The organism is Chryseobacterium sp. PTM-20240506, from assembly GCF_048296755.1.
GTDB lineage: Bacteria > Bacteroidota > Bacteroidia > Flavobacteriales > Weeksellaceae > Chryseobacterium > Chryseobacterium proteolyticum.
In genome coordinates this window covers 3,176,206-3,189,812 of the sequence record NZ_CP182581.1, presented here as the reverse complement: position 1 = coordinate 3,189,812, position 13,607 = coordinate 3,176,206, and the positions used below count along the sequence as shown (strand labels likewise).

At 36.3% G+C, this 13,607-nt stretch carries 13 protein-coding genes; 4 read left to right on the top strand and 9 right to left on the bottom strand.

Annotated features, from left to right (window positions below):
* Positions 1 to 28: 28 nt before the first annotated feature.
* Positions 29 to 931 carry an AraC family transcriptional regulator gene (locus ACNFU2_RS14130; protein ID WP_273650270.1) on the bottom strand — a complete coding sequence of 301 codons (903 nt, stop codon included), beginning with the start codon at positions 929 to 931 and terminating at the stop codon, positions 29 to 31.
* Between the two features lie 150 nt (positions 932 to 1,081).
* On the opposite strand from ACNFU2_RS14130, the gene ACNFU2_RS14125 reads away from it, so the two are divergent.
* Positions 1,082 to 1,585: a superoxide dismutase family protein gene (locus ACNFU2_RS14125; protein WP_273650269.1), complete on the top strand. Its 504-nt coding sequence runs from the start codon at positions 1,082 to 1,084 to the stop codon at positions 1,583 to 1,585.
* A gap of 156 nt (positions 1,586 to 1,741) precedes the next feature.
* On the opposite strand, the gene ACNFU2_RS14120 is transcribed toward ACNFU2_RS14125, so the two are convergent.
* Complete coding sequence (locus ACNFU2_RS14120; protein ID WP_273650268.1) at positions 1,742 to 3,871, bottom strand: carboxy terminal-processing peptidase; 2,130 nt, start codon at positions 3,869 to 3,871, stop codon at positions 1,742 to 1,744.
* Between the two features lie 146 nt (positions 3,872 to 4,017).
* On the opposite strand from ACNFU2_RS14120, the gene surE reads away from it, so the two are divergent.
* Both surE and ACNFU2_RS14110 read left to right on the top strand, forming a co-directional pair.
* The gene (gene surE / locus ACNFU2_RS14115; protein WP_273650267.1) at positions 4,018 to 4,788 is read left to right on the top strand and encodes a 5'/3'-nucleotidase SurE; all 771 of its coding nucleotides are present in this window, start codon (positions 4,018 to 4,020) and stop codon (positions 4,786 to 4,788) included.
* Positions 4,788 to 5,450 (top strand): GNAT family N-acetyltransferase, encoded by a 663-nt coding sequence (locus ACNFU2_RS14110; RefSeq protein ID WP_273650266.1) that lies wholly within the window; start codon positions 4,788 to 4,790, stop codon positions 5,448 to 5,450. Before surE ends, ACNFU2_RS14110 begins: the two co-directional genes overlap by 1 nt.
* 64 nt (positions 5,451 to 5,514) lie before the next feature.
* Here ACNFU2_RS14110 and ACNFU2_RS14105 read toward each other — a convergent pair whose 3' ends face one another.
* Genes ACNFU2_RS14105 through ACNFU2_RS14095 form a run of 3 tightly spaced genes read right to left on the bottom strand, consistent with a single transcriptional unit; the run spans position 5,515 to position 7,922 of the window.
* Positions 5,515 to 6,918 carry a radical SAM protein gene (locus ACNFU2_RS14105; RefSeq protein ID WP_273650265.1) on the bottom strand — a complete coding sequence of 468 codons (1,404 nt, stop codon included), beginning with the start codon at positions 6,916 to 6,918 and terminating at the stop codon, positions 5,515 to 5,517.
* A 9-nt stretch (positions 6,919 to 6,927) separates the two neighbouring features.
* Positions 6,928 to 7,164, bottom strand: coding sequence for a hypothetical protein (locus tag ACNFU2_RS14100; protein ID WP_273650264.1), 237 nt, complete (start codon positions 7,162 to 7,164; stop codon positions 6,928 to 6,930).
* A gap of 2 nt (positions 7,165 to 7,166) precedes the next feature.
* The gene (locus ACNFU2_RS14095; protein WP_273650263.1) at positions 7,167 to 7,922 is read right to left on the bottom strand and encodes a prolipoprotein diacylglyceryl transferase; all 756 of its coding nucleotides are present in this window, start codon (positions 7,920 to 7,922) and stop codon (positions 7,167 to 7,169) included.
* Between the two features lie 59 nt (positions 7,923 to 7,981).
* On the opposite strand from ACNFU2_RS14095, the gene ACNFU2_RS14090 reads away from it, so the two are divergent.
* Positions 7,982 to 9,022 carry a GMP reductase gene (locus ACNFU2_RS14090; RefSeq protein WP_273650262.1) on the top strand — a complete coding sequence of 347 codons (1,041 nt, stop codon included), beginning with the start codon at positions 7,982 to 7,984 and terminating at the stop codon, positions 9,020 to 9,022.
* A gap of 52 nt (positions 9,023 to 9,074) precedes the next feature.
* On the opposite strand, the gene fabG is transcribed toward ACNFU2_RS14090, so the two are convergent.
* The 4 genes from fabG to ACNFU2_RS14070 form a co-directional block, all read right to left on the bottom strand.
* Positions 9,075 to 9,818: a 3-oxoacyl-[acyl-carrier-protein] reductase gene (gene fabG / locus ACNFU2_RS14085; protein WP_273650261.1), complete on the bottom strand. Its 744-nt coding sequence runs from the start codon at positions 9,816 to 9,818 to the stop codon at positions 9,075 to 9,077.
* A 168-nt stretch (positions 9,819 to 9,986) separates the two neighbouring features.
* Positions 9,987 to 11,459, bottom strand: coding sequence for a WG repeat-containing protein (locus ACNFU2_RS14080; RefSeq protein WP_273650260.1), 1,473 nt, complete (start codon positions 11,457 to 11,459; stop codon positions 9,987 to 9,989).
* Positions 11,460 to 12,134, bottom strand: coding sequence for a 16S rRNA (cytidine(1402)-2'-O)-methyltransferase (gene rsmI / locus ACNFU2_RS14075; RefSeq protein WP_273650259.1), 675 nt, complete (start codon positions 12,132 to 12,134; stop codon positions 11,460 to 11,462). It abuts the gene before it with no gap.
* 8 nt (positions 12,135 to 12,142) lie between these two features.
* On the bottom strand, positions 12,143 to 13,546 hold the full coding sequence (locus ACNFU2_RS14070; RefSeq protein ID WP_418122096.1) for a hypothetical protein: 1,404 nt from the start codon (positions 13,544 to 13,546) through the stop codon (positions 12,143 to 12,145).
* Between the last annotated feature and the right edge of the window lie 61 nt (positions 13,547 to 13,607).

Sequence of the window (13,607 nt, the reverse complement as noted above, 5' to 3'; positions counted from 1 at the left end):
AGGTATAGATTGTATACTGAGTGGGAAATTAGTGTATCGGAATGCAAAAATCAACATGCATTTTTCCTTCCGGATGTTCCCTGAAATTCGAATGATACACTTCAAATGGGTAAGATTTCCTAAAAGTATAATGGTTTTCATTCATCCACATAAAAAGGGATACCCAGCATTGTTCAAAATCATCTAATGTAAACTCTCCGCTGCCTACAATGAACCTTCCCGCTTCAATGGTTTCCGGGAAAATTTCTCCATCCTGTTCTTTTAGCTTATCATCCAATAGCATTCCTGCGTGGATCCTTACTTTATCCGGAGGTGTCACTTTAAAACTATCATGATATACCGATATCATTTTTACATCATCTCTAGGAAACAGATGTTTTCGCCTGGCCCATTCTATAAGAATGTCATAAGAAGGTTCAACGTTTTTGATCCCAATGCTCATGACTGAAGCCAGGTGCATTTCTTTAAGGGTGGTTACTTTAATTTCTATATTCATTTTTCTCCAGTTTAGCAGGTTTTCTACATTGCAAATGTACTGGTGAAAAATTGTATCAATTTGTCCGTTCTTGCTCTCTATAGGTAAAATCTTGTGAAAATTTTCCGGGACTGACCTTCGAAATTCGGATGGTGATTTTCCGTAATATTTCCTGAATGTTTTATTGAAAGCCGAATGGTTAGAAAAGCCAAGATCCATATAAATATCCTTAATACCCAATTCCCTTCTTACCGCAAGATACAATGCGCTTTTTTCTGTTTTTTTTCTGATGACATAGCTTTGAAGCGTCTCCCCTGTAATAAGCTTAAAAACCCTGTGAAAATGAAAAGGAGAATACGCTCCCAGTTCTGCTACTTTTTCAAGACTGAGTTCAGAATCAAGGTGGTCTTCTATATACCTGATGATCTTTACGATCCTTTTTTTATACGCTTCCAATGGTTGTTTTCTACAAAAATACCGAGATTATACCCATGAGACTTGTCTTTTATTGCGGGATTTCCGAAAACAGACCGGAATCATAAAGTGTTTTAAAAAATTATGTCTAAATTTAGGTAATTATAAAAAATCACTTAAAATCATTTCAAAATGAAGCTACAAAAATTTGTATTATTAACAGGACTGGCTTTATTTGCTGTTTCTTGTGGAACAACAAATACCTATATGATTAACGCAAAAAGCGGAACACAGACAGGAGGTACAGCCAAGTTTACGCAGAAAGGTGATGAAGTTATCATGAAACTTGATGTAACGAATTTAACACCGGGAATCCACGCTGTACACATCCATGAAAAAGGAGATTGTTCAGCTGCTGACGGAACTTCTACAGGCGGACACTGGAATCCTGCGAAAGATGATCATGGAAAGTGGGGAGCGGAACACTTCCATATGGGAGACATTGGTAACCTTGTAGCGGATCAGAGCGGAACAGCAACACTTACGTTTAAAACCAACAAATGGTGTTTAGGATGTACTGATGAATCCAAGAATATTATTGGAAAAGGTCTGATCATCCATGCAGACAAGGATGATTTCCATACCCAACCAACCGGAAATGCTGGTGGACGTGTAGGATGTGTGGAGATCAAGTAAAATGTAAAGCTGATTATTACAACACAAATAAGCCGTACGGCTTATTAAATACAAACGGAAACCTAATGGTTTCCGTTTGTATTTATACCAATTTATTTATGGAAATTCATTGAAAGGTTTATAAAAAATAACCCGGCTCTGATAGCCGGGTTATTTTTATGATTTTACATTCATATCTGCAATAATGTTCATTGCTTCCTGAAGGTAGGTATCTTTTTTAAGATTTTTGATCCACATTTCAGATTTCTTCTTAAATGCTTCATCTTTTTTCTCTCTTTCGATCTCGTTTGGATACATGGTGAATTGTAACCCGTTTACAAATTTAGTGAGTGCTTTGAATTTTTCAATCTGAGCTTTTCTCTGCTTCATGACTTCATTAAACTTCGTAATATTAAGGGTAATGGTTTCCTCTTTATCCAGCTTCTCTCTCCATTGAGCAGATTCCAATAACAACTGATAGTTTGAGTTTTTAGCCATTCTATCGTTACTAGCCTTCTCTAATGCTTTGATATCAAAATAATTTAACTTTTGGAATTGCGTTCCAGGAATTTTATCCCAAGCCAGCGCAAAATCATCATATCTTTCTCCAATTTCAGCATAAGTAAAGAAGTCCTTCATCTGGATATCGGATACAATTCCTTTTCTTTGAGTAGATTCTCCCGTAATTCTGTAAAATTTCTGAATCGTTAATTTCAGTGATCCGAAATCATCTTCAGTATTTAAGAATCTGTTTAGGTCTACGAATGTCTGAACTGTCCCTTTACCAAAAGATTGAGGGGAACCAATAATCATTGCTCTTCCGTAATCCTGCATTACTCCGGCCAAAATTTCTGAAGCCGAGGCAGAAAGCTCATTCTGCATAATCACCAAAGGTCCTGTCCAGATCGGAGTTTCATTCTTGTTTTTTAACGTCTGAATTTTACCGTTCCCATCTTTTACCTGAACATAAGGTCCTGCATTCATAAATAATCCCATGATATCACCAACTTCCGTTAATGAACCTCCTCCATTATTTCTCAGGTCTAAAACAATTCCTTCAATGTTCTGAGCCTTTAGTTTAATGATTTCATTTTTAATATCATCTGAAGCGTTTCTTCCCTTAGCATCTTCAAAATCAGCATTGAAACTCGGCAGATTGATAAAACCATATTTTTTTCCATTTGGAGCATTAACCACAATACTTCTTGCGAATGTATCTTCAATCGCTACTTCCTCACGGATCATCGTAACTTCTTTAATGGTTCCGTCTTTCTTCTGTACCGTAAGAGTTACCGGAGTTCCTTTTTCCCCTCTGATCAGTCTTACCGCTTCGTCAGAAAGCATTCCCACTACATTTACGGCATCTTCTTTTGGCTTGGATTTTACTTTCAGGATCTTATCTCCTTCTGAAAGCTGCTTGGATTTCCAGGCCGGAGCTCCTATCGTTAAGGCTCCCAGATAAAGATTCCCTTTTTTCTCCTGAATAATCGCTCCAATACCAATCACTTTTCCTGCAAACTGAGTATCGAAGTCTTCTTTGTCTTTTGGAGAATAATAGTTGGTGTGCGGATCAAAAACTTCAGTATAAGCATTCATGTATACTGTAAACCAATCCATTTTCTTTCTTTTCTTGAACCTTGTAAAAGTTTCTTTTACAAGATCTTTAACTTCATCTGTTGCTTTTATCCTTTTCTGGTCAGGAGTAAGGATCTGAAGCTTGATGGTATCTTTCAGATTATATTTTTGTACAGAATCTTTTTTCTCTTTCTGAGCCTGCTCCTTACTGTTCATCGACTCAATTTCCTGAAGGATATTGTATTTGATGAATTTTCTCCATTCGTTATACTGCTCCTGCTTATTCGCGGGTACCTTTTTAAGTTTTGGTTCCAGTGTAAGGGTTTCATCTTCTTCCAGATTAATCGGCTTGCTGAAAATGTCCTGGGTAATCTGGTCAATTTCATCCACTCTTTGGTATAATCTGTCGATAGTTAATTTATAGAAAGTAAGGTCTCCAAGGTTCAGATAATCATCCAGCTTTGTTTCGTGTTTACTGAATTCATCCATATCCGACTGAAGAAAATATCTTTTTGCAGGATCTACCAATTCAAAATAATGCTTATAAACATCTTTTGAGTAGGCATCATTAATAGGTTTTGGGCTGTAGTGCAAATAAGAAAGTGTATTTTTCACGCTCACCATTATCGTCTGCATCTTTTCATCGTCATTCTTAGGCGAGTTGAAACAAAACATTAGACTTGTCAATGGAATTAGGAGTAAAAATTTATTAAGTTTAAAATTTTTCCACATAAATCTTTAATGTATTTTATTAATTTTTTTCTAAAATATATAAATTAGTAGTAACATTTAAATTACTGTTACAAACTATCAAATTTAATACCTTATTTACAAATATCGGATAGTTTTAAGTATTTTTGTTAAAATAAAATTTTTTTATGGAAAGACCTCTTATTCTGGTTACTAATGATGATGGAATTACAGCACCTGGTATCAGAAATCTAGTCAATTTTATGAATGAAATAGGCGAAGTAATCGTAGTAGCTCCCAATTCTCCACAAAGTGGCAAAGGACATGCAATTACGATCAATTCTACCTTAAGTTATGAAGAAGTAAAACTTGATGGCCCGCAGCAGGATTTTTCCTGTAGTGGTACTCCTGTTGACTGTGTAAAAATGGCCCTTGACAAAATATTGAAAAGAAGACCTGATATCGTGGTTTCCGGCATTAATCATGGAGCTAATTCATCGATTAATGTTATTTATTCAGGGACCATGTCTGCTGCCGTAGAAGCAGGTGTAGAAGGAATTCCTGCTATCGGATTTTCGCTGCTCGACTTTAGCTGGGAAGCAGACTTTACGCAGGCTAAAGAGTTCATTCAGAATATTGTAAGAAGAACCTTGGAAAACCCAATGCCACGAGGGATCGTTCTGAATGTAAACATTCCAAAACTTCCGGCTCAAGAAATAAAAGGGATTAAAGTATGTAAACAGGCACATGCGAAATGGGAAGAAAGCTTTGACGAAAGGGTCAATCCGCACGGAAAAAAATACTATTGGCTGACAGGGTATTTCAACAATATGGACGAGTCTGAGGATGCTGACGAAACAGCTTTGGCTAATGGATATATTTCCATTGTTCCTGTAAAGTTTGATTTAACAGCCTACGAATATATGAAAACCCTGGAAGAGGTAATGAATTTTGACTAATGTACGGCAAGCTAGACAATCCTGTTTATCATTCACTTAATGAATACCATAAAAAGTTTTGCTTAAACTTTGGAAATTCTAAATTTTACAATCCTGAGGTTGCTGCTTTTGGGGGCGCATCCGACATAGGAAAAGAAGAAGATATTGCAGAATATGCAAAAATCTGTGATGATTTTCTTGTTTTTGGCGCTAAACCCAAAGGTAACTTTGCAACTGCATTATCTCAGCTTGTCTGTGATCAGTATGTTTTGGAAAATAAAATCGAAATCGACTTTACAGAAGATATTGTCCTTATTACAGAGGAAAATCAGAAGGAACTTAACGATTTTATCCTGAAATTTTATCCTTACTATTTTAAAAAGAAAACACCGGAACTTGGCCGCTATTTTGGAATTTTTAAAGATGAAAAACTGGTTGCCGTAACGGGTGAAAGAATGCAGATGGACGATATGACTGAAGTAAGTGCCGTGATTACCGATACGGATTACCTGGGAAAAGGCTATGCAAAACAACTTGTTGCTTTTGTTTCAGGAAAAATATTTGATGATAACAAAACCCCGTTTCTCCATGTAGCGGAAAGCAATATGGGAGCCAAAAAGCTTTACGATAAGCTAGGATTCGGTCACAGGGGAAAGATCAATTTATGGGGTGTTAAACGATAGTTTTTCACCCCTTTTTATTTCTTGCTGATTTGTTTAATCAAAGTGTATATAACATGTCAGATTCTCAAAAAAGTACTTTATCTTCTTTTCTCAGTTCTTCAAGGTATTCTTTTTTTCCATCACGGTAGAAAAGATTCATGGTTTCAAAAGGGATTAATTTCAGGTCTTTGTTAACGATGTGCACGCAGGATTTTTTAACCGCACGAACATCAAAATCATGGGCATCCATAAAGTTCATAATAATGATCCTAAAGAGATTATCATAATCAAGATCAGGAGCTGAAACTTCAGGAAGACAACAAAGTAACTGGTTCACTTTAGGTTTTACTTTATCTACGGAAATTCCTGTACTGAAAATATCCAAAAGCTGCATATGAAGTCCGGCATCCTGTTCATAGACAATCGTGTTTCTGGATTCATTATTCAGTAAATCAGCCGGATTGATATATCGGGTTAAAGGAATAATTTCACCCCCCAGCTTTAAGATATATCCCATTGCCAAGGCATCCGGATTACAGGGAACCGGAATAATATCATCTGAATTAAGCAACGGAAACTGATTCAGGATCTCTTGTCTTACTTCTGTTAACGTAATTTTTTCATAAGCAGAGTCTTCTCTGTTCCTCCCTGCTATCTCAACGGGCTGAAATGTAATTCCCCTCACACATTTCTGTTTTAAGGCAAAATCAATGATCTTTCCTATTTCATCAATATTTTTGTCCTTTTGGAGTACGATAACTAATGTCGTGGAAAGATTTAATTCATTAAGCTTTTCAAGAGCCTTCATTCTGACATCAGTAAGATCTTTACCTCTGAAATCCATTAAAACCTCCGGTTTAAATGAATCAAACTGAAGATAAACCTCAAACTCGGGAGCATATGTTGCTAATTTTTCAGCAAAACCAGGATCATTCGCTATCCTTACTCCATTGGTATTTAACATTAAATGCTTGATCGGCTTTGTCTTTGCAATATCCATGATCTTAAAAAACTCAGGATGAATGGTTGGCTCTCCTCCACTGATCTGTACAACATCCGGTTCTCCTTCATTTTTTACAATGATATCAAACATCGCTTCGATTTCTTCCAGGCTTCTATGGCTTCCGTAATGGGGTGATGACATTGCATAGCATGTGGGGCAAGTAAGGTTACAACGGTCTGTAACTTCTACGATAGAAAGACAGCTGTGCTGTTCATGATCCACACAGAGTCCGCAGTCATAAGGACAACCATATTCTACATCCGTACCAAAATGCAAAGGCATCTCCGAAGCTTTATTATAGTTTCGGATGTTTTTATAGTACTGAACATCCGAGGCAATTTTTGTTTTGAAAAACCCGTGATCAGGACACCGTTTAGTCATGAAAACGGCTTCATCCTCTATAATAACCTTAGCTCCCACTCTTTTAAGGCATTCGGGGCAAAGGCTGATCGTATAATCGTAATAGGTATAATTTCTTACCGGCATAATGTAATTTTAAAGTCCTCCACCACAAATATATCCGCTGATCAGTCCACAGATCAACAAACAGATAACCATGGTCTGTATGAATTGTTTTTTCGAAAATTTCCTTCCATCTTTTAATTCATAAATTATTTTTACAAATAAAGTGGCAATAAAAGAAACAAATAAGGCTCCAAAAATAATGATCGCAATGACCATTATAAAGACACCGGCATAATTGCCCCCTTCCAAAAAAGTTAATGGTATCATTTTCAAATATTTTGATGTGAATTTACACTTTTTGTCTGCTTGATTTTAAAAATATAATAAATAATTACAAGTATGCACACAATCTGAATTGTTCCCAGGTTTCCAAACAGTTCAACTCTCGGCTTAATAAAATCCAGAAAAAATCTGAATGTGAAATAATTCAGCATAAAAAGCTGGAAAATATATCCGGAAGGATATTCCGCCGTACTTTGCTTAATCTTTAAAACAACCCAGAGGCTGATTAAGAAAGCGATCTCGTAAAGCGCTACGGGATGTCGCAAATACCCATCCCCCAGATGCATTCCAAAAACAGAACCTGTAGGAAGACCATATGTTTCTTCATAGATTCCGGTAAGAAAACATCCTATCCTACCAATGATGATGGCAAGTAATAGAGGATACACAATCAAATCTCCCGTACTTTCCTTATGCCCCACAATTTTCTTAGCGAGCTCCACTCCTATCAATCCAAAGGCAAGTCCTCCGACAATCGTATTATTCGACCATATATTTTTAAAGCTGAAGTCATTAAAAAGCTTGTAAGGATTTTCAAGATTCCCGATCAATTTTGACCCGATCAAAGCCCCCGCAGTAGCACCGATGAGAATCGCCGCTGAAACATTGAAGGATAACTTTTCCGGGGATTTTCTTTTTAGGTAAAAGTAATAACGCATTCCCATGAACATTCCCAACGCTTCAAAAAGAGGATGCGCCAGCATTGTTTTACCAAAGATTTGAAAAGTAACAGGAAAATCCATGCTTTCAAAAATACTATATTTAATATTATTTGCTAATTTTAATATTCTAAATAATCACAATGCGTATAGAATATGACATAAAGTTAGGGTTCAAGGATGTAATGTTCCGCCCGAAAAGATCTACTTTAAAATCAAGGTCCGAGGTTGATTTGGAAAGGGAATTCACATTTCGCCATACAAAAAAGAAGTGGAAAGGAACACCTATCATTGCAGCAAATATGGACACTGTAGGTACTTTTGAAATGGCTGTTGAATTGGCAAAAGATAAAATTATTACGGCTGTGCATAAACATTATTCCATACAGGAGTGGGATGAATTCCTGCATAACCAGCCGGAAAGTATTCATCAATATATAGCCCTGAGTACCGGAACAGGTAAGAATGACGAGGAGAAGCTAAAACAAATCCTCGAAAGGCACCCAAAAATCGAGTTTCTATGCATCGATGTAGCCAATGGTTACTCTGAACATTTCGTAAGCTTTGTAAAGCAGGCAAGGGCCAATTTCCCGGATAAAATCATTATGGCCGGTAATGTGGTTACGGGTGAAATGGTTGAAGAGCTTCTTTTAGTAGGCGCAGATATCATTAAAGTGGGTATCGGACCTGGTTCGGTATGTACAACCCGTGTAAAAACAGGAGTAGGATATCCTCAGCTTTCAGCCATTATTGAGTGTTCTGATGCAGCTCATGGATTAGGCGGCCATATTATTGCCGATGGAGGATGTAAAGTACCGGGAGATGTTGCCAAAGCATTTGGTGGCGGTGCGGATTTCGTTATGTTGGGAGGTATGTTTGCCGGTCACGATGAAAGTGGTGGTGAGATGATTGAAGAAAATGGAAAGAAATACCGGCTTTTTTATGGGATGAGCTCAAAAACAGCAATGGATAAGCATTCCGGTGGTGTTGCTGAATACCGGGCTTCAGAAGGTAAGACGGTAAAAGTAGCTTATAAGGGACCCGTTTCAGATACGGTAAAAGATATTTTAGGGGGTGTTCGCTCCACATGTACTTATGTGGGTGCTTCCAAACTTAAAGAACTTTCCAAAAGAACCACTTTCATTAGGGTTCAGGAACAGGAAAATCAGATATTTAAAGATTAAAACAAAAAAGCCGGATCGTTGATCCGGCTTTATATTTCTAATTAAGTTTTTTCTATGTCAGCATTCCTCCGTCAACATGTAAGGTTTGTCCTGTGATATAAGTTGACATTTCACTTCCTAAAAATACACATGCATTAGCAACATCCTGAGGCTGTCCTCCTCTTTTCATTGGAATTCCGTCTCTCCATGCTTTCAGGGTTTTCTCATCTAACGAAGCCGTCATTTCAGTTTCGATAAATCCGGGAGCAATAGCATTGCAACGGATGTTTCTTGAACCTAATTCCAAAGCAATAGACTTTGTAAAGCCAATCACTCCTGCTTTTGAAGCAGCATAATTGGATTGTCCTCCGTTTCCTTTCACTCCTACTACCGAAGTCATATTGATAATAGATCCTGCTTTTGCTTTCATCATAGGCTTAATAACCGCCTTTGTAAGGTTGAATACAGAATCAAGGTTTACTTTGATAATGGTATCCCAGTCGTCTTTAGACATTCTCAGCAATAAATTATCTCTGGTGATCCCAGCATTGTTGACCAAAATATCGATGTTACCAAAATCAGCCATTACATCGTCCACTAATTTTTGAGCAGCATCATAATCCGATGCGTCTGATTGATACCCTTTGATCTGAGTTACAGAACTTAAAGTTGCTTCCAATTCTTTTGCTTTGTCTACAGAACCGGCATAAGTAAATGCTACTTTTGCTCCGTGTTGAGCAAAAACTTCGGCAATTCCTTTTCCGATCCCTCTTGTAGCTCCCGTAATTAGCGCTACCTTTCCTTCTAATAGTTTCATATCTATGACAATTATTTTCTTTCTGTTTTCTAACCTGTTGATTGACGGCTAATTTAAGATATTTATTTTTGTAAATAAACAGCCGCAAAGATATTATAATTTGTTATTCAACGCATTATTAATTGCAAATTACTTCAATATTTCCCGTTCTTTTTGTTTAGTATGCAATTAATCCCAAGCAGTTTTATCCTCTGAATGAGTAAAATACAAATATTCGGAATTCTTTCCTTTGATAAGTTTTAATCCTTTTCTATCAGAAGAATAGCTATCATATACAACCTCTTTAAGAGGTTCATTCTTATGATTGGTAACACCGAATTTACCATTCTTTTTTACAACCATCTCTTTGGCAGAAAGAAAAGTGACCATATCGTCGTAGATGGCAGGAATTACCTCTTTTCCGGTTTCATCAAGCATTCCGTATTTATCTTCTTTATTTTTGTAGATCAATCCGGGTAAAATTTCAAAAGGTTTTATCGAAACAACTTCTGTTAATTCTTTATACTGCTTGTCTTTGGGTGAAAATCTATAAAATTTATTATCTTTCTTAACAATCAGATAATTGGCAAATATTTTTTCTATATCATACCCCTCCTCCAAAACATTTTTTAAATTTTTATCCAAAAGTGTTTCGGTATTGTTTTTCCGGAGATACATAAAATGATCTCCCGCAATTTTCAAGGCATCCACATCATCATTCTCTTGTGGCAGTACGATTTCACCATTAGTCATAATTACCGCAACTTTAGGATTTTTATGTTCAGGAACAGTCCTGAATAAACCTCCGAATAAATGATTCACATATTCAAAATCCGTTGCGTATACTTTTTTCTCTTTTTTAGAAAAGATGCTTACTTTATCATCCTTTTTAAGGTAAATGTATTCAGTTCCTACAAAAGCCTGGTCATAAATTTCTTCCGCAAGAACATTTTCCTGGGCATCTATAATTCCATATTTATCTTTGGGGATATTTTTGGTCACCATAAAAGGGTAAGAAACAATTCCATCAATATAATGATCCGAAATAGAGCTGATTGTCTTACCATTCTCATCAATCACCTCTCCTTTTCTGAATCCTGTAATGACATAAACTCTTCCTTTGTAAAAATGCAGATTTTCATCAAATTCCCTGTCAGAAACCAGGCGACCATCGAAATCATAAATCTTCCATACCTTTCCTGTTTTTACAAAAAGTCTCTTTTCGTTGGCAAACTCAATTTTATCAGAAAAAGGGATGATCTGTTTTCCGTTGTAATCATAAAGACAGTCATTTCCGCCTTTAGAATAAATAAGCCTTTCTTTGTTCTCCCAAGTTCTGAATTTAAAATTATCCAGGGGGATCAGCTGGTTTCCTTTGGTATCAATTAAAGCCATTTTTCCATTGGAAGAACCTTCTTTAACCTTTAATATAAACCTTTCCCTGGCTAACCTGGAGATCTCATTTTTATATGGGAAAGCGGCTGTAACAGTTCCAAGGGAATCTATAATGCCTGATTTTCCTGCCTCAGAAATTATTCCATAGCCTTTTGAGTAAAGGCGTACTTCTTTACCCAATTGTTTTGATAATAAGATCTGTTTATATTGATCGGTTTGCTGCGCGATACAAGCCGATGAAAGTAGTATAAAAAATAGCTTTTTCAATTAAATAGAATTATTCACGATAAGAACAATTTCTCCTTTTAAAGTTTTACTTTTGGAAAATTCAATTAATTCATTGATAGTTCCTCTTTTAGTCTCTTCAAATTTCTTGGAGATCTCCCGGCTCAAGCTTACTTTTGTATGCTCACCGAAGAACTCTTTGATCTGTTCCAATGTTGTGTTTATTTTGTGAGGACTCTCATATAAAACGATTGTCTTTTTCTCTTCAGCAAGTTGCTTCAGCTTCGTTTGTCTGCCCTTTTTCTGGGGAAGAAAACCGGCAAATAAAAATTCATTATTCGGGAGTCCGGATACCACAAGAGCAGGAACAAATGCTGTAGCACCAGGTAGACAGATCATTTCAATATGATGATCAGCTCCTGCTTTTCCCAATAAATATCCGGGATCAGAAATTCCGGGTGTACCGGCATCAGTAATTATGGCTACATTCTGGCCACTTTTAAGGTCTGCAATTACCTTTTCTGTTGCCTGATGTTCATTATGCAGGTGATAAGATTTTAAAGGTTTAGAAATCTCAAAATGTTTTAAAAGAACACCAGATGTTCTTGTATCTTCACATAAAATGTAATCCACTTCTTTCAGTACATTTACTGCTCTGAAGGTCATATCTTCCAAATTTCCTACAGGCGTAGGAACAAAATATAGGGTTCCGCTCAAAATTAGAATTATAAAAATTTATTTTCCACCAGTACCCATAACCTTTGGGCATATTCATCTACTTTTCTCCAGTTTTTGGAGTAATACAAATCACTTAAATACTCTTTTGCTTCTTCCAGTGTTCTGAAGCTGTTCAATTCGGAAATTACCTCATTAAGCTCGGACTGGCTTCCGTCAAAAAGCATTTTTGAAAATGCAATTCTGTCATTGAGATCCAATTTGAATTCAGGCTTTGACTTCTCAGCCTCCATAAAATTCGTTGGAATATTCGTTTTAAGCAAACTTCCACTCTCTTCTTTGATGTTTGTTTCAGTCTTTTCCTTCGAAATTTCCCTCTCTAACGGGTCATCATCAAACAGTGATTGAATGGATTTAAGTCCCTTGATATTAGCAAGCTTGATTTTCTTCTCCTGATTATAGGCATCCAGATTTTCAAAACTTTCGTCAGAAGGATGTCTTTCCTTTTCAGGTTCATGCTGCCCATGATCTATATCAACGATTTTTCTCTTGTTATTTTCCTCTGAAGCTGTTTGTTCTTCCCGCTTTTCTTCGGTCTGAGCCTCGCTTTTAATTTCTGTAACAATATTTTCAACATTAGACGTTTCCATTGCCATTTCTCCCTGCTCTATTGAAATATTAGAAGCAATAAACTGTGAATCAACCTCTTCTATTAGCATTTCATCATCTTCCAAAACCTCTGTGTCAAAAATACTAGGGATTTTTTCATTCACCTCAGAAAAATTGCTGGTATCATTTATAAAAGCTTTTGCCCTGTCTGTCGCTTCATCGTTTTCTATGCTATACTGAATATTTTCTTCTTCGTCAAAGGAGTTATTACTTGATTCCTGATAATCAGAAGGCTCATTTTCAAATTCATTAATCTCATTCAGCTGGTTGGTAAAAATTACTTCTTCCTCTATCGGATCATCAAACGATTCTTCCGCTTTAAGATCAGCAGCTTTTTCTTCAGCAAAATGCACCATATTTTCATGGTATTCATTTTCAACTATTTCTGTCAATTGATTATTGAATATTTCCTCCTGTTCAGTCCCGTTTTCATCCGCCTGTTCATCATCATCATATTCCATCCCTTCATTTTCATCAATTTCATTCAGCTCGTTATTGAAAATCGCTTCCTCTTCCGTCACTTCGTGATTTGAATCCTGATTTTCAAATTCTTTCTGCACAGAAGAAGTATGGTTTGGACTTTCCGAACTCTGTGATGAAGTATGGGGGATAAAATATTCAATATTTTTCTCTACCATTCTTAAAAAAGAAATCCTATTAGCAAGTTCATCCACAAGATCCTGCTTGGAAAGTAATTCATCCACGTTATTTATTTTTTCCAGTATATCGATGATATTCTTGGATTCGAAAAAAATTTTTTCCTTTAAATCTTGGATATTCTGCATATAAGATTCTTGTTAAAAATTGCGTACTTTTGATGTTAAAATATTACGGCTAATTTAACAA